Annotated in this window: 17 protein-coding genes; 8 read left to right on the top strand and 9 right to left on the bottom strand. The window is 42.5% G+C overall.

Annotated elements, in window-relative coordinates; genetic code table 11:
- Positions 1-3 precede the first annotated feature (3 nt).
- Complete coding sequence (locus tag BCU68_RS16125; protein ID WP_102565757.1) at positions 4-1,134, bottom strand: S-(hydroxymethyl)glutathione dehydrogenase/class III alcohol dehydrogenase; 1,131 nt, start codon at positions 1,132-1,134, stop codon at positions 4-6.
- Positions 1,135-1,320: 186 nt separating this feature from the next.
- On the opposite strand from BCU68_RS16125, the gene tadA reads away from it, so the two are divergent.
- Positions 1,321-1,881 (top strand): tRNA adenosine(34) deaminase TadA, encoded by a 561-nt coding sequence (tadA, locus tag BCU68_RS16120; protein ID WP_102565756.1) that lies wholly within the window; start codon positions 1,321-1,323, stop codon positions 1,879-1,881.
- Between the two features lie 127 nt (positions 1,882-2,008).
- On the opposite strand, the gene BCU68_RS17075 is transcribed toward tadA, so the two are convergent.
- Positions 2,009-2,146 (bottom strand): hypothetical protein, encoded by a 138-nt coding sequence (locus BCU68_RS17075; RefSeq protein ID WP_198591769.1) that lies wholly within the window; start codon positions 2,144-2,146, stop codon positions 2,009-2,011.
- A gap of 101 nt (positions 2,147-2,247) precedes the next feature.
- Positions 2,248-3,837 (bottom strand): membrane-bound lytic murein transglycosylase MltF, encoded by a 1,590-nt coding sequence (mltF, locus tag BCU68_RS16115; protein WP_102565755.1) that lies wholly within the window; start codon positions 3,835-3,837, stop codon positions 2,248-2,250.
- A 295-nt stretch (positions 3,838-4,132) separates the two neighbouring features.
- On the opposite strand from mltF, the gene purL reads away from it, so the two are divergent.
- A complete protein-coding gene (purL, locus tag BCU68_RS16110) occupies positions 4,133-8,056 on the top strand; it encodes a phosphoribosylformylglycinamidine synthase (protein ID WP_102565754.1) in 3,924 nt (1,307 codons plus the stop codon).
- 78 nt (positions 8,057-8,134) lie between these two features.
- Here purL and dxs read toward each other — a convergent pair whose 3' ends face one another.
- Genes dxs through xseB form a run of 3 tightly spaced genes read right to left on the bottom strand, consistent with a single transcriptional unit; the run spans position 8,135 to position 11,189 of the window.
- Positions 8,135-10,018 (bottom strand): 1-deoxy-D-xylulose-5-phosphate synthase, encoded by a 1,884-nt coding sequence (gene dxs / locus BCU68_RS16105; RefSeq protein ID WP_102565753.1) that lies wholly within the window; start codon positions 10,016-10,018, stop codon positions 8,135-8,137.
- A 21-nt stretch (positions 10,019-10,039) separates the two neighbouring features.
- Positions 10,040-10,924, bottom strand: a complete 885-nt coding sequence (ispA, locus tag BCU68_RS16100) for a (2E,6E)-farnesyl diphosphate synthase (protein ID WP_102565752.1) — start codon at positions 10,922-10,924, stop codon at positions 10,040-10,042.
- A 22-nt stretch (positions 10,925-10,946) separates the two neighbouring features.
- On the bottom strand, positions 10,947-11,189 hold the full coding sequence (gene xseB, locus BCU68_RS16095; RefSeq protein ID WP_102565751.1) for an exodeoxyribonuclease VII small subunit: 243 nt from the start codon (positions 11,187-11,189) through the stop codon (positions 10,947-10,949).
- Positions 11,190-11,395: 206 nt separating this feature from the next.
- On the opposite strand from xseB, the gene pomA reads away from it, so the two are divergent.
- From pomA to rlmM, 6 genes are all read left to right on the top strand, one after another.
- Entirely contained in the window at positions 11,396-12,157 is a 762-nt protein-coding gene (gene pomA / locus BCU68_RS16090; protein WP_102565750.1) for a flagellar motor protein PomA, read from the top strand.
- 37 nt (positions 12,158-12,194) lie between these two features.
- Positions 12,195-13,142, top strand: coding sequence for a flagellar motor protein MotB (locus BCU68_RS16085; protein WP_198591770.1), 948 nt, complete (start codon positions 12,195-12,197; stop codon positions 13,140-13,142).
- Between the two features lie 216 nt (positions 13,143-13,358).
- A complete protein-coding gene (thiI, locus tag BCU68_RS16080) occupies positions 13,359-14,807 on the top strand; it encodes a tRNA uracil 4-sulfurtransferase ThiI (RefSeq protein ID WP_102565748.1) in 1,449 nt (482 codons plus the stop codon).
- 483 nt (positions 14,808-15,290) lie between these two features.
- A complete protein-coding gene (locus BCU68_RS16075) occupies positions 15,291-16,199 on the top strand; it encodes a transcriptional regulator GcvA (protein ID WP_102565747.1) in 909 nt (302 codons plus the stop codon).
- A 31-nt stretch (positions 16,200-16,230) separates the two neighbouring features.
- Positions 16,231-16,587 (top strand): DUF423 domain-containing protein, encoded by a 357-nt coding sequence (locus tag BCU68_RS16070; protein WP_102565746.1) that lies wholly within the window; start codon positions 16,231-16,233, stop codon positions 16,585-16,587.
- Entirely contained in the window at positions 16,584-17,675 is a 1,092-nt protein-coding gene (gene rlmM, locus BCU68_RS16065; protein WP_102565745.1) for a 23S rRNA (cytidine(2498)-2'-O)-methyltransferase RlmM, read from the top strand. Before BCU68_RS16070 ends, rlmM begins: the two co-directional genes overlap by 4 nt.
- 120 nt (positions 17,676-17,795) lie before the next feature.
- Here the strand turns inward: rlmM and xni are convergent, their stop codons facing one another.
- The 3 genes from xni to BCU68_RS16050 all read right to left on the bottom strand — a co-directional run bounded on the left by xni (position 17,796) and on the right by BCU68_RS16050 (position 21,677).
- On the bottom strand, positions 17,796-18,578 hold the full coding sequence (gene xni, locus BCU68_RS16060; protein WP_102565744.1) for a flap endonuclease Xni: 783 nt from the start codon (positions 18,576-18,578) through the stop codon (positions 17,796-17,798).
- A gap of 92 nt (positions 18,579-18,670) precedes the next feature.
- Entirely contained in the window at positions 18,671-20,029 is a 1,359-nt protein-coding gene (gene ppnN / locus BCU68_RS16055; RefSeq protein WP_102565743.1) for a nucleotide 5'-monophosphate nucleosidase PpnN, read from the bottom strand.
- Between the two features lie 82 nt (positions 20,030-20,111).
- Positions 20,112-21,677, bottom strand: coding sequence for a GGDEF domain-containing protein (locus BCU68_RS16050; RefSeq protein ID WP_102565742.1), 1,566 nt, complete (start codon positions 21,675-21,677; stop codon positions 20,112-20,114).
- Positions 21,678-21,701: the final 24 nt, after the last annotated feature.

Here is a 21,701-nt window from a genome sequence, read left to right as displayed (position 1 = left end):
ATTCTATTTGTTCATATGGATAACAGTACGGATGCTCTTTCCTGCATGCATAAGATCAAAAGCGTCATTAATTGTATCTAAAGGCATGGTGTGAGTGATGAAATCATCAAGTGCAAATTCTCCAGCCATATAACGGTTTACGATTTCTGGCAGTTCAGAGCGTCCTTTTACACCACCAAAAGCAGAACCTCGCCATACCCGACCTGTGACTAACTGAAATGGGCGAGTCGAAATTTCTTGCCCAGCACCCGCAACACCAATGATGACGGACTCTCCCCAACCTTTATGGCAACACTCTAAGGCGGAGCGCATCACATCAACATTACCAATGCATTCAAAAGAGTAATCAACGCCTCCATCGGTCATTTCTACGATGACATCCTGAATCGGTTTATCAAACATTTTAGGGTTGATGCAATCTGTTGCGCCGAGTTTGTGTGCGAGTTCATACTTGCTCTCATTGATATCAACACCAATAATTCGACTTGCTCCAGCCATTTTTGCGCCAATAATTGCAGAGAGTCCAATTCCCCCTAAACCAAAAATAGCCACGGTATCGCCTTGTTCGACTTTTGCGGTATTAAGAACGGCGCCCATTCCTGTTGTAACACCGCAGCCAAGTAAGCAGACTTCTTCTAGCGGGGCTTCTTTATTCACTTTTGCCAATGAAATTTCAGGCAATACGGTGTATTCAGAGAAAGTCGAACACCCCATATAATGATAAATAGGCTGACCATCTTTATAAAAACGGGTGGTACCATCAGGCATCAATCCTTTACCTTGTGTTTCTCGCACTGCTTGACATAGGTTCGTTTTCCCTGAAAGGCAGAACTTACATTTGCCACATTCTGCCGTGTATAAAGGAATGACATGATCACCGACGGCAACACTTGTTACCCCTTCACCTACCATTTCAACAACACCGCCACCCTCATGACCCAAAATTGAAGGAAATATTCCCTCTGGATCTTCACCTGATAGTGTAAATGCATCGGTGTGGCAGACTCCTGTTGCAATGATTTTAACTAAAACTTCGCCCTGGCGTGGCAGCATAACATCGACTTCTTCCAGGCTGAGAGGTTGATTTGGTCCCCAAGCTATCGCGGCTTTTGATTTAATAAATTGATCAGTCATGAGCGTTCCTCTGCTTTTATCATAAAAATGAGGTGTAATTGAGATAAGCTTAGTATGATTTTTTCAGTTAGATGATGAATCGTGCAGATCTGAAACTGGTTGTAGTCGGTATCGCGTCAATTAGGTACTTACTTATATTGATTGATATACTATGTCGAGTGATGCCGTTTTATTTAAGAGATTTTTATGCACAACCAACCAACTGCTACCGAGAGCAATGAATTTTCATTATTACCCGATACTTTTTCTGAGCAAGATCATCAATTCATGCGTCGAGCGATAGAGTTAGCTCATCAAGCTGAGTTAAATGGTGAAGTGCCTGTTGGGGCAGTTTTAGTCAAAGGTGGCGTTATTATTGCTGAAGGTTGGAATGCGGCGATTGGCGATCATGATGCAACAGCTCATGCTGAAATTAGTATTATTCGTAAAGCTGGACAGGTACTGGAAAACTATCGATTACTCGATACAACGTTATATGTGACTTTAGAGCCATGTCCTATGTGCGCAGGTGCTTTATTGCATAGCCGAGTTCAAAGGGTTGTGTATGGTGCATCTGATCTCAAGGCTGGGGCTGCAGGTTCGGTGCTAAATCTATTTGATAGCCAAGCGTCCTACCATTATGCACAAGTGCAGGGAGGGCTATTAGCCGATGAGTGTCGTGAACAGTTACAAGCTTTTTTTAAACGTAGAAGAAAAGAGAAGAAAGCATTAAGGCAAGCAGAGAAGCTCGCTCAAAAAGGGCAATAAGCAAACATCATTAATAATACGATGACAGATGTTCGCTATGTTTGTTGTCATCTTTTAGCTATTCATACCATAAATATAAATAGTGCTTTTGTGGTCTTTACGTGGTGTAGCAAGTTTACTCTACGGCTTATGCATCAAGAAGCTGCATGAAAGCACGGTTTCTCCAGATGATCTTTTTCTTATTGTTTGCCAGCATACGCTTACGGCGAGTGGCAATTCCTGATTTTTGTATATTGTGCTTGATACGTTTTTTTTGTGCTCGCATGGTGCCTCCTAGTTAGCAGTGGGTGCGATGACCTAGTTATAGGCTGGGATTGTTACCGTAAGATGAAGCTTAGTTTACGGTAACAATATAGGAGGGTTTATTTAACGAGTTGCTTCTTGTGTCTTGGTTTCTTGTTCGCTTGTTTCTTGCGTAGCCTCTTCATCGTCAGAAGGTGTTGCTGATGAAATGGTGCTTTCTGCTGCTGATACTGGCTCTGGAGCTGGGATCACCGTTAAGTTATCAATATCATCTTCTTGTTGCTGCAAGGTTTGCTTATCAATATGACCGATAATACTTTGGTAATAGCGGCGTATGTTCTCTACATAGTTTCTTGCTTCATCACCACGAGCGTAGCCATAGCGTGTTGTACTGTAGTATTGTTTTTGACGCAGTAATGGCAAACGGTCTTTAACTTCAGCCCAAGCATTATCATCACCTCCTTGTTTTTTAGTAAGGCGGCGAGCGTCCATTACGTGACCATAGCCAACATTATAAGAAGCTAGGGCAAACCAAATTTTTTCATGTTCAGAAATAGAATCTGGAATTCGTTTCACAATTTGGCGCAAGTATTTAACGCCACCTTCTACTGATTGCTGAGGATCGAGACGGTTAGTCACTCCAACCATTTTTGCCGTTGGTAGGGTTAGCATCATCATCCCCCTTACACCAGTTGGAGATTTTGCCACTGGGTTCCAGTGAGACTCTTGATAAGCTAGAGCGGCAATTAAGCGCCAATCAAATTCTTTAGAGTACTCTTGAAATAGGGGAGACCACTTAGGGAGTTTACTATCGAGAGCACGGATGAAAGCTCGCGTATCAACATAATCGAAGCTACCGACGTGACCAATATACTTTTCTTCAAGGTTGGCTAATTGATCTGACTGCTTTAAGTTGCCAAAAAACTCAATGATGAGTCCATATAAGCTTTCATCATCGCTTTGGCGTACGTACCATGAAATAGGCTGATCTTCCGTTACCTCAAAAGCCAGAGCAAGATCGGGATATAAACGTTGAGTTAATGACAGCTCTACAGAATCGGCAAGCGTAAACTGTAGCGTTCCTTCTGATACTTGACGTAGTAGGTCATTAACATCCGCATCATCTCTTAGCTGAAACGCTAAGTTAGGCTCAACACTTTTAATTGTGTTCAACGTCGTTTCAAAGTGAGAACCTTTTATCGTCGCTAAAGATGCTACGTTTGCGCTGTCATCCCCTTTGGAGAATTTCAACTTTTCTTGCTCTTGGAACTCAACCAATTGCTCTAAGCTTCTTGGACGCCACGTTCCCGTTTTATAGACCACCTGCTGGCTGACATAGTAATAAGCGGGACCTGGTCTAAATTTCTGTACTCGTTCGCTGGTTTGGCTAAGGCCTGCTGCCACGAGATCAATTTCGCCATTTTCAAGTGCAGGGAAAAGGCTAGAAGTGCGATAAGCGGGTTTGATTTCTAACTGTACCCCTAATTGATCGGCAAATATTCTCGCTAATTCATAATCAAGCCCAGCTGGACCGTCGGGACCGATATAGTATGAGAGTTGGTTATTTAAAGTGCCCACGCGTAATACGCCACGTTCGCGAATTTTTTCTAGTTCACTTTTGGGAGTGGATTCAATTTGACACCCTGCGATCCCAAGAAGGCTAAGAGAAAGGAGTATGTATTTTAAAACGCTTGGAAAAAAGTTCTTGGTCATTTATAGCGGTTCTCGTTCGACAATTAGTGCCTTTATATCAAACGCAGCGGTGAGTACAAAGCTCGATCTTATAAGCAAGTGTAAAATTGAGGAATTAAGCATCAATTAGGCTAAAAAAGCAAGATAATGGAAAAAGTTGCGCAAACGGTTGCTTTTTTTGTTACTTCGGGAAAAAAATCCTTTATAATATGCTCGCAAAGCAGAGATGAGATTGGCATGAACACACATCGTTCTATATAAGTTGTTGAATTTATACCAATATTATCTTAATCAATTGCATAAGAGACCTAAGCACATGAGAATTTTGCGTGGCTCCCCAGCTCTATCTGAGTTTCGTGTTAACAAGCTTCTAGAGCTTTGTCGTGAATTAAGCTTACCTGTTACAGGTATTTACGCTGAGTTTGCTCACTTCGCTGACTTAACAGCTGATTTAAATGCGTCTGACGTTGATAAATTAGAGAAGTTATTAACTTATGGTCCAACGATTGAAGAGCATGAACCTCAAGGTTTGCTGCTTCTTACTACACCTCGCCCTGGCACAATCTCGCCTTGGTCATCAAAATCAACCGATATTGCTCATAACTGTGGTTTAAGTAACGTTGCGCGTCTTGAGCGTGGTACGGCTTATTACGTTGAGACATCCGCTGATCTTTCCGAGCTTCAATTAGTTGAACTTAAAGCCATCTTGCATGATCGTATGATGGAAGTGGTTTTTACTGATTTTGATTCTGCTCAAGCACTTTTTAATGTTGCAGAGCCAGCTCCTTACGCTGAAGTTGATCTTCTTACTGGTGGTCGTAAAGCACTTGAAGAAGCAAATATTACTTTAGGTCTTGCGCTTGCAGAAGATGAAATTGATTACCTGCTAGAAAGTTTTACAGAGAAATTAGGTCGCAACCCGACTGACATCGAACTGATGATGTTTGCCCAAGCGAACTCTGAGCACTGTCGTCATAAGATCTTTAACGCTGATTGGACAATCGATGGCGTTAAACAAGAAAAATCATTATTTAAGATGATTAAAAATACTTATGAGACAACCCCTGAGCACGTTCTATCTGCTTATAAAGATAATGCTGCGGTCATGACTGGTTCAACGGTTGGTCGTTTCTTCCCAGATCCTGAAACACGTGAATACAACTACCATCAAGAGAAGACACACATCTTGATGAAAGTGGAAACGCATAACCACCCAACGGCAATCTCTCCATGGCCGGGCGCATCAACAGGTTCTGGCGGTGAAATCCGTGATGAAGGCGCAACCGGTATTGGTGGTAAGCCAAAAGCAGGTCTTGTCGCGTTCTCTGTATCTAACCTTAAGATCCCTAACTTTGTTCAACCTTGGGAAACGGATTTTGGTAAACCAAGCCGTATCGTTACTGCGTTGGATATCATGCTTGAAGGTCCTCTTGGCGGCGCTGCATTCAACAACGAATTTGGTCGTCCAAACCTATTAGGCTACTTCCGTACTTACGAAGAAAAAGTGAACTCTCACGCTGGTGAAGAAGTTCGTGGTTACCACAAACCAATCATGCTAGCGGGTGGTTTAGGCAACATCCGTGATGATCATGTTCAAAAGAAAGAGATCCCAGTAGGAGCAAGCTTAATTGTTCTTGGTGGTCCAGCGATGAACATCGGTCTTGGTGGTGGTGCAGCTTCTTCAATGGCATCGGGTCAATCGGCTGAAGATCTTGATTTTGCTTCGGTACAACGTGAAAACCCAGAAATGGAACGTCGTTGTCAGGAAGTTATCGACCGTTGTTGGCAACTAGGTGATGCAAACCCAATCGCCTTTATTCATGATGTGGGTGCTGGTGGTATTTCGAATGCCTTGCCTGAACTTGTCGATGATGGTGAGCGTGGCGGTATCTTTAATCTGCGTGACGTACCAAATGATGAGCCTGGAATGAGCCCACTTGAGATCTGGTGTAATGAATCTCAAGAGCGTTACGTGATGGCCGTTGCTGATAAAGATATGGCAGCATTTGATGCAATTTGTAAGCGTGAACGAGCACCATACGCCGTGGTTGGTAAAGCAACGGAAGAGCGTGATCTTAAATTAGAAGATTCACATTTCGACAATACGCCAATCGATATGCCAATGGACATCCTATTAGGTAAAACACCTAAGATGCACCGTGATGCAGAAACATTAAAAGTGAATAACCCAGCGATTGATCGCAGTGGTATTGAGTTAAACGAAGCTGTGGATCGTGTTCTTCGTCTACCAACAGTGGCAGAGAAAACATTCCTTATCACTATCGGTGACCGCTCGGTAACTGGTCTTGTAGCTCGTGATCAAATGGTTGGTCCTTGGCAAGTACCGGTTGCAAACTGTGCTGTAACAGCGGCGAGCTACGATACTTACCATGGTGAGGCAATGTCGCTTGGTGAGCGTACTCCGGTTGCACTTCTAGACTTTGGCGCATCGGCTCGTTTAGCCGTAGGTGAAGCGATCACCAACATTGCAGCGACAAATATCGGCGATATTAAACACATTAAACTGTCGGCTAACTGGATGTCTCCAGCAGGTCATCCAGGTGAAGATGCCGGTCTTTATGAAGCGGTTAAAGCGGTGGGTGAAGAGCTTTGTCCAGCATTGGGTCTAACGATTCCTGTTGGTAAAGATTCCATGTCGATGAAAACCAAATGGGAAGAGAATGGCGAGCAGAAAGAAGTAACGTCTCCGCTATCTCTTGTTATTACTGCGTTTGCTCGTGTTGAAGATGTACGTAAGACGATTACTCCTCAGCTTCGCACGGCTGAAAACCTTGCCGGGCTAGGGGACACATCGTTAGTTCTTATTGACCTTGGTAATGGTAAGAACCGTTTAGGTGCTACCGCACTGGCGCAAGTGTATAAGCAGCTAGGTGACAAACCCGCTGATGTCGATAATGCAGCGCAGTTAAAAGGTTTCTATGAAGCAGTACAAACACTGGTTGCTAATGACCATATTGTGGCTTACCACGATAAAGGTGATGGTGGTTTGTTTGTTACGCTGGCTGAAATGGCGTTTGCAGGTCACTGTGGTATTGATGCTAATATTACCGAACTAGGTGACGATGTCTTGGCTGCATTGTTTAATGAGGAACTTGGTGCGGTTATTCAAGTACGTAATAGCGACTTAGATGTGGTTCTTTCTACTTTAGCTGCCAACCTACTTGGTGAATCTTCGCATGTCATTGGCTCTGTAGTGAGCAATGGTGAAGCGGCAAACCAAATTGTCATCACTTCTGAAGATTCCGTTGTGATTCAGCGTAACCGTACAGAGCTACGTACTATTTGGGCTGAGACAACGCATAAGATGCAAGGTTTACGTGATAACCCAGCATGTGCAGACCAAGAGCACGCCGCAAAGCAAGATAACTTAGATCCAGGTTTAAACGTTAAATTAAGCTTTGATGTGAATGAAGATATTGCGGCACCGTACATCAATAAGGGTGCTAAACCTAAGATGGCGATTCTGCGTGAGCAGGGTGTTAACTCTCATGTGGAAATGGCAGCAGCATTTGACCGTGCAGGCTTTGAAGCGACTGATATCCATATGAGTGACATTTTGACAGGTTCTGCTGTGCTTGAAGAGTACAACGGTCTAGTTGCTTGTGGTGGTTTCTCTTACGGTGATGTATTAGGCGCAGGTGAAGGTTGGGCTAAGTCAGTGTTATTTAACGAGCAGACTCGCACTCAATTTGAAAGCTTCTTTAAACGTGACGATACTTTCTCTCTTGGCGTATGTAACGGCTGTCAAATGCTGTCTAACCTACGTGAGTTGATTCCTGGTGCTGAATACTGGCCTCGCTTCGTACGTAATGAATCAGAGCGTTTTGAAGCACGCTTTAGCTTAGTTGAAGTACAGAAATCAGATTCTGTATTCTTTAACGGCATGGAAGGGTCTCGTATGCCAATCGCAGTCTCTCACGGTGAAGGTCGTGTAGAAGTACGTGATAACGAGCACCTAAATGCGATTGAAAACTCAGGAACCGTTGCACTTCGTTATGTTGATAACCAAGGTAATGCGACGCAGCAATACCCGAATAACCCGAATGGTTCGCCAAATGCTATCACAGGTCTAACAACGACAGATGGCCGCGTGACGATCATGATGCCTCACCCTGAGCGTGTATTCCGTACGGTTGCAAACTCATGGGCTCCAGAAGGTTGGGGTGAAAATGGTGCTTGGATGCGTATGTTCCAAAATGCACGTAAAAACATTGGTTAATCTTAACTAATAGTTATAAAAAAAGAGCTCATTTGAGCTCTTTTTTTGTCCGCAATATAATCATAAAGATAAGCGGTATTATTTTGCTAGGTAAGCGACAATTGAAGCCTCAATACCTTGTGCATCTAAACCAAGTTCATGATGCAACTCTTCCTGTGTGCCTTGAGCTATAAACTTATCTGGCAGGCCTAGAGTTAATACTGGCTTTAGAATTTTTTCTTGCATTAAGAACTCAATAACACCGGCACCCGCACCGCCAGCAATAGCATTCTCTTCTAACGTCACCAGCACATCGTGGCTAGCAGCTAACGTTTTAATGAGTGTTTCATCCAGTGGCTTAACAAAACGCATATCAGCAACGGTTGCGTCAAGTTTGTCAGCAACGTCTAATGCTTCAGCTAGGAAAGTACCAAAGCTCAAAATCGCCACTTTTTGACCATCTTGATCTGCTGAGCTTTGCTTCAATAGGCGACCTTTACCAATTTCTAGTGCAGTAAACTCAGATTCAATTGCTGTACCCATACCTTGCCCACGAGGGTAGCGAACGGCACTTGGTCCAGTGTGCTGATGACCAGTATAAAGCATTTGGCGACACTCATTTTCATCGCTTGGTGCCATTATCACCATGTTTGGAATACAACGCATGAAGCTTAGATCAAAAGCGCCTTGGTGAGTTTGCCCGTCAGCCCCAACAAGACCAGCTCGATCAATGGCGAACATCACAGGTAAATCCATAATAGCAACATCATGAATTAATTGGTCATAGCCACGTTGCAAGAAGGTAGAGTAGATAGCCACAATGGGTTTATCACCGCCAATCGCCATACCTGTTGCTAGCGTTACTGCGTGCTGCTCTGCAATCGCAACATCAAAATATTGTCCAGGATACTCTTTAGAGAAACGTACCATACCAGAGCCTTCACGCATCGCTGGTGTAATCGCCATTAGCTTAGGGTCTTGAGCGGCCATATCACACAAAAAGTCGCCAAAAATCTTGGAATAGGTAGGCTGAGTGTTAGTACTTTTTGGCAGCTTAGTATTGTTCGGGTCGAACTTAGGCACGCCATGGTAACCAATTGGATCTTTTTCAGCGGGCTCGTAACCTTTGCCTTTTTTGGTCATGATATGCAGAAATTGAGGACCTTTAAGCTCACGCATATTTTTTAGCGTTTTCGCCAACTCATTAACATCATGACCATCAACAGGACCGATATAATTAAAGCCCAGCTCTTCAAACATAGTGCCAGGAATAACCATACCTTTAAGATGCTCTTCAGCGCGACGTGCTAATTCCTTAATTGGCGGGACGCCAGATAGAACCTTTTTACCACTTTCACGAATGGAAGTGTAAAGGCGACCAGAGAGGATTTGAGCAAGATGGTTATTGAGAGCGCCAACATTTTCAGAGATCGACATTTCATTATCGTTAAGGATAACGAGCATATCTTGATGAATACCACCGGCATGGTTCATCGCCTCAAATGCCATACCTGCAGTAATGGCACCATCACCAATAATACTGACGACCTTTCTGTTTTTCCCTTCTTTTTCAGCACTGATAGACATGCCCAATGCAGCACTGATAGAGGTTGAGGAGTGACCAACTGATAATGTGTCATACTCACTCTCATCGCGCCACGGGAATGGGTGTAATCCACCTTTTTGACGGATGGTAGCGAGTTTGTCACGACGACCCGTCAGAATTTTATGCGGATATGCTTGATGACCAACATCCCACACCACTTGATCAAACGGCGTATTATAAACACGGTGCAACGCTACCGTGAGTTCAACCGTACCAAGCCCTGAAGCAAGGTGACCACTTGATTGACTAACCGAGTTTAATAAATAGGTGCGTAATTCATCACACAGCGTCGGAAGCGCCTCTTTTGGGAGAAGGCGCAACTCATCAGGTGTGTTTGCTAAAGCCAATGTTGGGTACTTGGATATATCAAGAGTCATAAAAAATAGGCGCTTATAATGTTAGTTCTTGCGTTCGATGACGTATCGAGCGAACTCTTCGAGTAATTGAGTATTGTATGGTATTGCGTCGAGAGCATGAAGCGCTTCGGTAAGCAGCATCTGAGCCTTTTGCATCGCACCCTCTAATCCAAGCAGTGATGGATAGGTGCTTTTATTCAATGCCTGATCGGAACCTTGAGGTTTACCTAAGGTTTCAGTATCACAGATAACATCAAGGATATCATCTTGAACCTGAAACGCGAGACCAATCGCATCTGCGTAACGATCAAGCTGAGGTAGAATAGCAACGCCTTTCTCACCTGCCGCTAATGCACCTAAACGAATGGCACATTTAATTAGAGCACCCGTTTTATTACGATGAATTCGCTTTAATTGATCAATAGATACAGATTGATTCTCAGCCTCTAAGTCGAGTGCTTGACCCATGCACATACCTTGCGCACCAGAAGCTTGAGCAAGATTTTGAATCATCTTCACTCGATTACACTCACCTTCTAAAGATAGCGAACCTTCAGCCAAAATGCTAAAAGCTAGAGTTTGCAATGCATCTCCAGTTAGGATTGCTGTCGCTTCATCAAACTCGATATGGCAAGTCGGCTTTCCACGGCGTAATGCATCGTCGTCCATTGCAGGTAGATCATCGTGGATCAACGAGTAGGCGTGAATACATTCAATCGCTGATGCCGGTGTATCTAGCTTATTAAGCGGTACGTTGAGCATTTCACCTGTCGCATAAACCAAAAATGGTCGAGCGCGTTTACCGCCAAGTAATAAACCATAGCGCATTGCTTGAATTAATGCCTGCTCTTGGTACGGAAGCTCGTCTAGCCACAGATTCAACTGAGAAATATTTCGTTGTTGATAAGACATTAACGTCTCAAGCATAAGAGATCTCATCTAATATTCGTTATTCGGACGGATGGTCAAATGGGCTAAGCTCGGCATCATCATCGTTGTGCAGTAGTATGCTTACACGTTGTTCAGCATCATTTAATTTACTCTGTCCAGAACGCGCTAGCGCAATGCCACGCTCAAATTTCTTCAGCGCTTCGTCGAGTGCTAAATCGCCATTTTCTAGTTGATCGACCACACTATCGAGCTCTTCGATTGCAGCTTCGAAGGACATATTTTCAGGTTTTTTCGTCGCCATAATTATTCTGCCTTATAAAGGATGCACGAAAGTTACCTTAGGGTACTAAAATGGTCAAATTTAACGAAGAAAAAAGCGCAGAAAAAGAGAAGTTATATGAAAAAATCGCTAAGACATCATTTTTAATTAAAGATCGACTTAATTGGTCGATAACAAGATAATCGATATTATTTATACATAGACTTTAATAGCATGAGGAGTGCTTTGTGGATTTAGCTACGCTCATAGGGATCATAGGTGCCTTTGCTTTCGTTATCATGGCGATGGTGATTAGTGGCAGTATTGCCATGTATATCGATACGATTTCTATTTTAATTGTTATCGGTGGTTCAACATTTGTTGTTTTAATGAAATTCACCGTCGGGCAGTTTTTTGGCGCTGCCAAAATTGCCGGTAAAGCCTTCATGTTTAAAGCTGACGATCCTGAAGAGTTGATTGCTAAAATTGTTGAAATGGCCGATGCTGCTCGTAAAGGGGGATTCCTTGCTCTAGAAGAGATGGAGATCACCAATAGCTTTATGCAAAAAGGTATCGATCTTTTAGTGGATGGTCACGATGCTGAAGTGGTTCGTGCCGCATTAAGAAAAGATATCACTCTTACAGAAGAGCGTCATGAGCAGGGAGCTAGGGTTTTTAGTGCTTATGCCGATGTGGCACCCGCAATGGGGATGATTGGTACTCTCGTTGGCCTTGTTGCTATGTTATCCAACATGGATGACCCTAAATCTATCGGCCCTGCAATGGCGGTTGCATTATTAACGACTCTCTATGGCGCAATTTTATCTAATATGGTTTTCTTCCCAATTGCTGATAAATTAGCGCTACGTCGTGATCAAGAAACGCTGAACCGCCGCCTAATTATGGATGGTGTACTTGCTATTCAAGATGGTCAGAATCCACGTGTCATCGATAGTTATTTGAAGAACTACATCAATGAAAGTAAGCGAGCATTGGATATTGATGGCTAACCTTTGGCCTCTTAACAAAGAGTAGGAACGGATAATGATGGATGATGAAAGTAAGTGTAAATGTCCGCCTCCAGGTCTACCTGCATGGATGGGAACCTTTGCCGATTTAATGTCACTGCTGATGTGCTTTTTTGTTCTTCTGCTCTCTTTTTCAGAAATGGATGTTTTGAAATTTAAGCAGATAGCAGGCTCCATGAAGTTTGCTTTTGGGGTGCAAAATCAATTAGAAGTCAGTGATATACCGAAAGGAACGAGTATTATTGCTCAAGAGTTTCGACCTGGACGCCCTGAACCAACGCCGATAGATGTCATTATGCAGCAGACAATCGATATTACTCAGCAAACCTTAGAGTTTCATGACGGTGAATCTGACCGAGCTGGTGGTGCCAAGCGTGAGGAGGGGAAGCTAAATGGTGGCGAATCAATTGAAACATCAAAACAGAGTAACCCTCATTCAGATGATCACAGTCAGTCATCTCAATCTTCTCAAGATATGTCACAAGAGATGGAGATGTTAGCAGAAGTCATTAAGCAGGCTTTAGAGCGAGAGATTGATCAAAATGCCCTAGAGGTTGATAACTTAGGTCAGCAGCTTGTCATTCGAATTCGTGAGCGTGGTGCCTTTCCTTCAGGCTCGGCATTTTTACAGCCAAAGTTTCGCCCATTAGTACGTCAAATTGCTGAGTTAGTAAAAGATGTGCCAGGTATTGTTCGCATTTCTGGTCACACTGATAACCGACCTCTTGAGTCAGAGCTGTATCGTTCTAATTGGGACATATCCTCTCAGCGAGCGGTTTCAGTTGCTCAGGAGATGGAGAAGGTCGAAGGATTTTCGCATCAAAGGCTACAGGTACGAGGAATGGCAGATACTCGACCGATAGGCTCTAATATGACCGAAGCGGGTCGCAGTTTGAATCGACGTGTTGAAATTAGCATCATGCAAGGTGAGCCAATATACAGCGAAGAAGTCCCTTTTGCAGAGTGATTCAGCCTACTGATTAAAAAGCGAACATAAAGTGTTCGCTTTTTGTTTTTCTCTCGCTCTAAAACTCGTGTATAATCTTGCGCCCTTAGGGTCTTAGAGTCTTATGTACTAAGATTAAGGTAGCTGTTTCTAGCGAATAAGAGTTATTTGGCCTTTATTTGCACCGAAATTCGAACTACATAACGTTGATGCCCCCCTTATTATTGTGAAGATATTATGAAATTTATTGTTAAACCTCATCCGGAAATTTATGTTAAAAGCGATTCGGTGCGTAAGCGCTTCATTAAGATTTTAGAATCGAACATTCGTATCATTATTAAACGTCGCACTGAATCAGTTGCGGTATTTAACCGTCGTGATCATATTGAAGTGACGAGTGAGAGTGATAAATATTACAACGAAGTTCTAGAAATCCTGACTCACACTTCTGGTATTCATCATTCACTAGAAGTTCAGCAATCTAGCTTTAAAGATCTTCATGACATCTACGAGCAAGTACTTGAGCGTAGTGGTAGCTTGATCGTTGATAAGACCTTCGTTGTTCGCGCTAAGCGCCGTGGTAAGCACGACTTTAGCTCAATTGAACTTGAGCGTTATGTCGGTGGTGGCTTAAACCAAGCGGTTGAAAGTGCGAAAGTTAAGCTGAAAAAACCAGATGTGACCATTAATGTTGAAGTGGCGAATGAGCACTTAAACCAAGTGATTGCACGTCATAAAGGTTTAGGTGGCTTCCCTCTAGGTACACAAGAAGATGTGCTTAGTTTGATTTCTGGTGGCTTTGATTCAGGTGTATCAAGTTACTTACACATCAAACGTGGTTCTAAGACGCATTTCTGCTTCTTTAACCTAGGTGGTCCAGCTCATGAGATTGGTGTGAAGCAAGTTTCTCACTTCTTATGGAACAAATATGGTTCATCAGCGAAAGTAAAATTCATTGCGATTGACTTCGAACCCGTGGTTGCAGAAATTTTAGAAAAAGTTGATGACGGCCAAATGGGCGTGATCCTAAAACGTATGTTTATGCGTGCTGGTGGTATGGTCGCTGAGCGCTTTGGTATTGAAGCACTAGTGACGGGTGAAGCATTAGGTCAAGTATCGAGTCAGACACTGACGAACTTACGTCATATTGATAACGTAACGGATACTTTGATCCTACGTCCTCTTATCAACTGGGACAAAGAAGACATCATCGATCTATCACGTAAAATCGGTACGGAAGATTTTGCGAAAGTGATGCCTGAGTATTGTGGTGTTATCTCTAAGAAGCCAACAGTTAAAGCGATTAAAGCAAAACTAGAAGCAGAAGAAGAGCACTTTGATTTTTCTATTCTTGATCAAGTTGTTTCCAATGCACGCGTGATGGATATCCGTGATATTGAGAAGCAAAGCCAAGAGCAAGTTCCTGATGTTGAACAGGTGACGGCTATTGAAGAACATGCCGTTGTACTGGATATTCGTAGCCCAGATGAAGAAGATGAGAGCCCACTAGAGCTAGATGGTGTTGAGGTTAAACATTTACCTTTCTACCGTTTAGCAACACAGTTTGGTGATTTAGATCAGTCTAAAACTTACCTATTATACTGTGATCGTGGTGTGATGAGTCGTCTTCAAGCACTTTACTTGCAAGATCAAGGCTTCAATAACGTTAAGGTTTATCGCCCTTAGGCATAAAGTCATTAAGACGACAGTGCCAATTTAACGATAACAAGAAGTGGAGTGCCGATAAGGTGCTCCACTTTTTTTATAGGCATGTTTATATAAGTATGAGCTTTATTGGTACAGCGCAATTGAATTGAATTGAAGTGATGGGGTAGACATCCATGGATATCGATAGCGTTTTCTAAGCGACAGATAAAAAAATACCGCCTAAAGTAGACGGTATAAAAAAATTGACAGACAGGTCAACTATCAGAATTTGATGCCTCGTCATTAAAATTAATAAACGAAACAGGTGGTAGAATCTACCGAACTCGAATTGCGAGTTTGCAAACACAACATCGCAACTACCAAGCCTATTGATTCTACAGAGAATCAATCCGTTCAGGCTTGCGCTGCGGGACGAAATATAGAATTTATCTGGCTGCGAAGCAATGGACAATTTATAATGTTTCGGATAAAAAAAACTAATGCTTAATTTTGAGTGAATGTATGTCTAGAAGATTGCCCCCATTAAACTCGCTGAAAGTGTTTGAAGCTGCGGCTCGACACCTAAGTTTTACTCGTGCTGCTGAAGAGCTATTTGTAACCCAAGCTGCTGTTAGTCATCAAATAAAAGCACTAGAAGAGTTTTTAGCGCTAAAATTATTTCGTCGCCGTAATCGTTCTTTATTGCTCACCGAAGAAGGGCAAAGTTACTTTCTCGATATCAAAGATATTTTTTCTTCACTGGCTGAGGCGACCGATAAAGTTTTAGAGCGCAGTGAAAAAGGGGCATTAACGATTAGTTTGCCGCCGAGTTTTGCCATTCAGTGGTTGGTGCCTCGCTTAGCTGACTTTAATCAGCAGCAGCCCGATATTGATGTGCGTATTAAAGCGGTTGATATGGATGAGGGGTCACTGACCGATGATGTCGATGTGGCTATCTATTATGGGCGCGGTAATTGGTCGGGTTTACGCGCTGATAAATTATACCAAGAGTACTTAATTCCACTTTGTTCACCATCGCTACTGCTAGGAATAAAACCGCTGGAGTCATTAGGTGATCTTTCTCAGCATACTTTATTGCATGATACGTCGAGAAAAGATTGGAAGCAGTTTGTTAAGCAAAATGAGATAGAGAGCGTTAATGTTAACCATGGTCCTATTTTTAGCCACTCTACCATGGTGCTACAGGCGGCTACGCACGGACAAGGCATCGCACTGGGAAATAATGTCCTCGCACAGCCAGAGCTTGAAGCCGGACGCTTAATTGCTCCTTTTGATGAAGTATTGGTAAGTAAAAATGCCTTTTATGTGGTTTGTTACGATAAACAAGCGGATATGGGTAGAATTGCAACCTTCAGAGATTGGATGTTAGCGAAAGCACGGAGTGAGCAAGAGGATATTCGCTGTGAGTAGGTGGTTACTAACATTTTCAGGCTTGTCTGCTATGGCTAGTGTCGTGCTGGGCGCTTTTGCCGCGCATGGTTTAAAAGGGCAGTTATCCGCAGAATTATTCGCCGCTTTTGAAACGGGTATTTTTTATCAGTTTATCCATACGCTCGCTATAATGGTGTGTGGACTATTGTTATTCATGAATCTGTCAGTTAAATCGCAAAAATATTTTTTGATCGCGGCAATTTGCTTTATCATCGGCATCCTTTGTTTTAGTGGTAGTCTTTATGCACTAGCGCTGACAGGAATAAAATGGTTTGGACCGATCACTCCGTTGGGGGGTCTGCTATTTATTATCGGCTGGGGGCTTTTTTCCTTCGCCGCATTCAATATTAATGAGGTAACTAAGTGAAGCACGTATTACTCTACTGTCGTTCTGGTTTTGAAAAAGAATGTGCAGGTGAAATTCAGGATAAAGCAACGCAACTTGAGGTGTTTGGTTTTCCTCGTGTAAAAAATAATACTGGTTATGTTCTATTTGAATGTTATCAAAATGGTGATGCAGAAAAATTCATTCAGAGCGTTGATTTCCAGTCATTGATTTTTGCTCGTCAAATGTTTGCTGTTGCTGCTGAATTTAAAGACTTACCATCAGAAGATCGTATCTCACCAATTTTGTCAGAATTAGCGGAAATTGAAGCGTTCCCTCGTTGTGGTGATCTGCGCATTGAAACACCAGATACCAATGAAGCAAAAGAGCTACTAAAGTTCTGTCGTAAGTTTACGGTACCACTACGCCAAGCACTGCGTGGCAAAGGACTACTGTACAATAAAGACAATGCAAAGAAGCCCGTTCTACATGTCTGCTTTGTTGCTCCAGGTCACTGTTTTGTGGGTTACTCAATCACATCGAATAACTCACAATTTTTTATGGGTATTCCTCGTCTTAAGTTCCCATCAGATGCGCCAAGTCGTTCAACCTTGAAACTAGAGGAAGCGTTCCACGTATTTATTCCTCGTGATGAGTGGGATACACGTTTAGCATCTGGTATGTGGGGTGTTGATTTAGGCGCTTGTCCAGGTGGTTGGACTTACCAATTAGTAAAACGCTCTATGTTCGTTCATGCAATTGATAATGGCATGATGGCTGACAGTCTAATGAACACTGGTCAAGTTAAGCATCACATGGTCGATGGTTTTAAATTTGAACCTGATCGTAAGAACGTGACTTGGATTGTTTGTGACATGATTGAAAAGCCAGCACGAGTAGCGCACCTAATGGGCGAGTGGCTGATCAAAGGTTGGGCAAAAGAAGCTATCTTCAACTTAAAGCTGCCAATGAAAGGTCGCTATGATGAAGTATTGCAAGATATTGAGAACTTAAAAGTATTCTTGATTGATAACAAAGTGAAATTTAACCTACAGGCTAAACACTTATACCATGATCGCGAAGAGATCACGGTGCACATTCAAGTGCTATCTAACATTTCACCATACTAATTCTAATCAGACGACTCTGTTCGTTATATGATTAAAAAGAGAAAAGGCTATCGATAATGTCGATAGCCTTTTTATTTTCTTATTCTAGGACGAGCTATCCCAACACTTACTTTATTGATATTACTGGTTTGATGAGGGTTTATCATACCTAAGATCTTGTAAGTTAAAACCAAGTTCTATATCGGTTTTTAACGCTGAAATTTGTTTGCACGTCACTGCTGATTCAAAATGGGCATCAAACTTCTTGCGATACTTAGTTGCAAGTTCATCACTGCTATTGGCTTCTTCAATATTATCAAACTGAGTTAAAATTTCTTTGGCGGCTTTTGGTCCAACCCCAGGAATGCCAGGGACTTGACTTGAGCTGACGCCTGTTAGCCCCCAATAATCGGCTAATTGATGAGGTTTGACCCCAAACTCTTTTTCAATGAAAGGGGCATCTAACCAACGGTGCTGAAAGTAGTCGCGAATTTGCAAGGTCGGAGAAAGTAACTGACAATAACCTTTATCAGTTGAGACAATCGTGACTGTCGCACCATGATTGGCGACCTTAGTTGCCAGTGTTGCGATTAAATCATCCGCCTCATCACCATCGGATAGCAGAGAATCGATACCTTTCTCCCACCACGCCTGTTGAATGCGATCTAATCCAGCCATAAGCGCTTCAGGCATAGGTTTACGCTTTTCTTTATAGCTAGGCAGCAACTCTGCTCTCCACCCCCTATTTTGCTCATGGTGGTCAAATACCGCTATTATATGGCTAGGCTGGGATTCGGTGAGAATACGATTTAAGGTTTGATTTGCCGTAGCAATGGTTCTTGTTATATCTGCCGCATCAGGTTGAGCAGAATGAACACGGCGAATCAAATTTAAAGCATCGATAATCACAAGGTGGATAGACATAAAATTCCAAAAAACTAATAAATGACGCAAACAGCGAATAAAGTAAGGGCATATCTCAGCCCTTAGTTTAGCGAATTAATGATGGATATTCATTACTTTGCAATTTTATAGCATGGAGTGTATTTGGAACCGGGTAATTTCATTCTTTGCTGTTTCACAAAATCAGTTAATAGGGTGTCCATTTTTTTCATTAACTGTGCGTCACCATCAATAATGAAGGGACCATTTTTTTCTATTTCACCGATCCCTTCAGCTTTGACATTGCCAGCGACAATACCTGAAAAAGCTTTGCGTAAGTTAGCGGCTAATTTTTCTGGTGGTTGCTCTAAATGTAGGTCCAATGCAGCCATGCTTTTATGGGTTGGCTCAAATGGCATTTGAAAATCAGGGTCGATAGTTAACGACCAATTATAGCTGTAAGCATCGTCTTTTTTTCTGCGGTGATCGCGCACCTTTGGCATACTTTGTTTCATTATTCTAGCGACTTGCGCAGGGTCATCGATGATAATTTGATAATGCTTTTGTGCCACACGACCCAGAGTCGCACCAATAAACTCATCAATTGATCGGAAGTAGTCTTCACTCTCTTGAGGTCCTGTTAATACGATAGGGATAGGTTGATCAGCGTTATCGGGATGCATCATGATACCGAGAATATAGAGTAACTCTTCAGCCGTTCCTGGACCGCCAGGGAAAATGATAATACCGTGACCAATACGCACAAAGGCTTCTAAGCGTTTTTCGATATCTGGCATGATAACCAGTTCATTAACAATGGGGTTTGGTGGCTCTGCTGCAATAATAGAAGGTTCGGTTAAACCCAGATAGCGAGAATGAGCATAACGCTGCTTAGCATGACCAATTGTTGCGCCTTTCATTGGTCCTTCCATCGCCCCAGGACCACACCCTGTACAGATATTCAACTCCCTTAGACCTAACTCATTGCCCACTTCACGCGTGTATTGGTATTCAGCGGCATTGATTGAGTGACCACCCCAGCAAATAATAAGATCTGGCTCTAAACCAACAGTAAGTGTGCCGGTATTACGCAGTAAGCGAAAAACAAGGTTGGTAATATGAGTTGGATCGGTGAGGTTGAGTTGCTGGCTGTCAGCAAGGTGCATGTTGACATAAACAATATCGCGTAATACTGCGAATAAGTGTTCTTGGATACCTTTAATGATTTCACCATCGACAAAGGCATGTTCAGGTGGGTTGATAAGTTCCAACTTAATGCCGCGCTCACGGCGGATCACTTCAACATCAAAAGATTGATATTTATCCAGTAGCTCTTTCGAATTGTCGGTGTGGCTGCCTGAGTTTAATACAGCGAGCGTGCAGTTTCTGTAGAGTTGGTATAAGTCACTTGATGCGGTTTTCTTTAAGCGCTCAACTTCAAGCTGAGAGAGTAAATCCATGCTTCCTGCTGGGCTTATCGTATGAACATTCATAAAGCCTCCTTACTTTGGGCTAGATAAATAAGCCTAGCAAAGTAAGGAAAATTATTCTGTGAAATAAGAGGCTAACTGACGTTTATTTCCAGGTCAGTTGGTTAGGTCCGAATGATCGTGCTTCTCTGAGGTCTTTATAAAGTCGCTCTAATACAATCTCGGTGGTATCAGCATTGTTAAAAACGGTACTGGCTGCACTGACGGAGATCGACAGCAGTTGTTCTCGAAACTTGAAAGGTAATGAATAAATTTGCTCTTGTATACGTGAGATAAGTTGATAGCAATAGTCATCATTGTGCTCAGGTAAGATAATAATAAACTCTTCACCTGAAAAACGAGCGAGCATATCAGTATCGGCAACTTCTTTGCTTAACATACGAGCAATAATTTTAAGTGCTTTATCACCAGCAACATAGCCAAAGCTATCGTTAATCATTTTAAAGTTATCAATGTCTAATAAAATAACACGCAGTGAGTGTTGCGAGCGAACCCAGCGGCGATATTCCAGTTCAAGCCTATCCATTAAAGCGGTGCGATTATAGATCTTAGTTAAAGGATCTTGCAGTGCTCTTTTCGCTTGGTCATCGATGTTTTTAGAGTAGTCCTGTGTGGTTTCAAAGGTAGATTGAAGCTGGTTAAGGCTATGTTGCATGCGATCTTGCAACGTGGCTTCGCGCTTTTCTGCATGGACAAGACGCTCAGAAAGGGCTGCGATCTGAGCTAATAGTGGTGAAACCGTCTGTTTGATTTGTTCTACATCATCACAGTGTCGAATAGCTGTCTGGCTTTTTAAGGTCAGTTGCTCTAGTTGTGCATTTAGCTCACGACGATGTTGAAAGTAATTCATATTTTGATCTAAATGCAACTCAGAAGACTCTAACGAAGAAGAGATCGACTGGCTTAAGTGCTCTAGAAAGTGCTGAGAGGCTTTCCTTTCACACTGCATACCTTCAATCACGAGCCTTAGTGTTTGTAAGGTCAGGTCATATAAAGCACTAGAAGAGACGCCCATTAATAACTTGGAACGAATATCAAGGAGCTGTTCCCCATACTCTGCTTGAAAGTCGAGAGTATTGATCAGGCTCTGTAGCTCTTCACTTAAGTCTGATAATAGATCTTTATCGGGAAATTGAGCGCTAGAGAATGCTTTGTTTGTGCTGTTGGATGCCAATATTTTAACACAACGTTCGTAAATACTAAGTAGCTTACTCGCATGCTCAATTTGTAAAGGAGACTGTGCATTTGATGAAGAGAGTAAATGTCTTAACTCACGCTTTAATTGGGCAGGTAAGCCAGCCAAGCGTTGTAATGCTTGACCACTATATTGAATCCGCTCATTTAATTCAGAATGTTTTTTTTGTGCTTTTAAAGTGTGATTTTTGAGTTTTCTTTCTAGAACGGCAAGTTTAGGAACTAATTTACTGATGTCTTTTTGTTGTTCTAAATCTTGACTTAGTGCAACCAGGTGTTCACTTAAAGGGTCGTTTTCGCATGCCTTAGATTCGCATAAAGAGTGGATCAGCCGGATAAGCGTTTTCTTTTCCCGTTGACTACGCAATGAGTTATCGCGTTGACTCAAGCGATACTGCTCTAGTTGCGTTGTCAGTAGCTCTATTTGAGAGTGAAAGTCGTTATTGAGAATACCCATTTGGTTATTAATACATCACTATCT

The organism is Vibrio sp. 10N.286.49.B3 (assembly GCF_002873395.1).
In the GTDB taxonomy this organism is placed as follows: Bacteria; Pseudomonadota; Gammaproteobacteria; order Enterobacterales; family Vibrionaceae; genus Vibrio.
The sequence above is the reverse complement of the archived record's forward strand: the minus strand, read 5'-3'. Positions and strand labels throughout refer to the sequence as shown.

Excerpts from the sequence above, each read along its gene's own strand:
- thiI (WP_102565748.1), top strand. The coding sequence starts at position 13,359 with ATGAAATTTATTGTTAAACCTCATCCGGAAATTTATGTTAAAAGCGAT.
- ispA (WP_102565752.1), bottom strand. The coding sequence starts at position 10,924 with ATGCTTGAGACGTTAATGTCTTATCAACAACGAAATATTTCTCAGTTG.
- tadA (WP_102565756.1), top strand. The coding sequence starts at position 1,321 with ATGCACAACCAACCAACTGCTACCGAGAGCAATGAATTTTCATTATTA.
- dxs (WP_102565753.1), bottom strand. The coding sequence starts at position 10,018 with ATGACTCTTGATATATCCAAGTACCCAACATTGGCTTTAGCAAACACA.
- xseB (WP_102565751.1), bottom strand. The coding sequence starts at position 11,189 with ATGGCGACGAAAAAACCTGAAAATATGTCCTTCGAAGCTGCAATCGAA.
- BCU68_RS16125 (WP_102565757.1), bottom strand. The coding sequence starts at position 1,134 with ATGACTGATCAATTTATTAAATCAAAAGCCGCGATAGCTTGGGGACCA.
- BCU68_RS16085 (WP_198591770.1), top strand. The coding sequence starts at position 12,195 with ATGGATGATGAAAGTAAGTGTAAATGTCCGCCTCCAGGTCTACCTGCA.
- BCU68_RS17075 (WP_198591769.1), bottom strand. The coding sequence starts at position 2,146 with ATGCGAGCACAAAAAAAACGTATCAAGCACAATATACAAAAATCAGGA.
- BCU68_RS16070 (WP_102565746.1), top strand. The coding sequence starts at position 16,231 with ATGGCTAGTGTCGTGCTGGGCGCTTTTGCCGCGCATGGTTTAAAAGGG.
- mltF (WP_102565755.1), bottom strand. The coding sequence starts at position 3,837 with ATGACCAAGAACTTTTTTCCAAGCGTTTTAAAATACATACTCCTTTCT.
- purL (WP_102565754.1), top strand. The coding sequence starts at position 4,133 with ATGAGAATTTTGCGTGGCTCCCCAGCTCTATCTGAGTTTCGTGTTAAC.
- xni (WP_102565744.1), bottom strand. The coding sequence starts at position 18,578 with ATGTCTATCCACCTTGTGATTATCGATGCTTTAAATTTGATTCGCCGT.
- BCU68_RS16050 (WP_102565742.1), bottom strand. The coding sequence starts at position 21,677 with ATGGGTATTCTCAATAACGACTTTCACTCTCAAATAGAGCTACTGACA.
- BCU68_RS16075 (WP_102565747.1), top strand. The coding sequence starts at position 15,291 with ATGTCTAGAAGATTGCCCCCATTAAACTCGCTGAAAGTGTTTGAAGCT.
- ppnN (WP_102565743.1), bottom strand. The coding sequence starts at position 20,029 with ATGAATGTTCATACGATAAGCCCAGCAGGAAGCATGGATTTACTCTCT.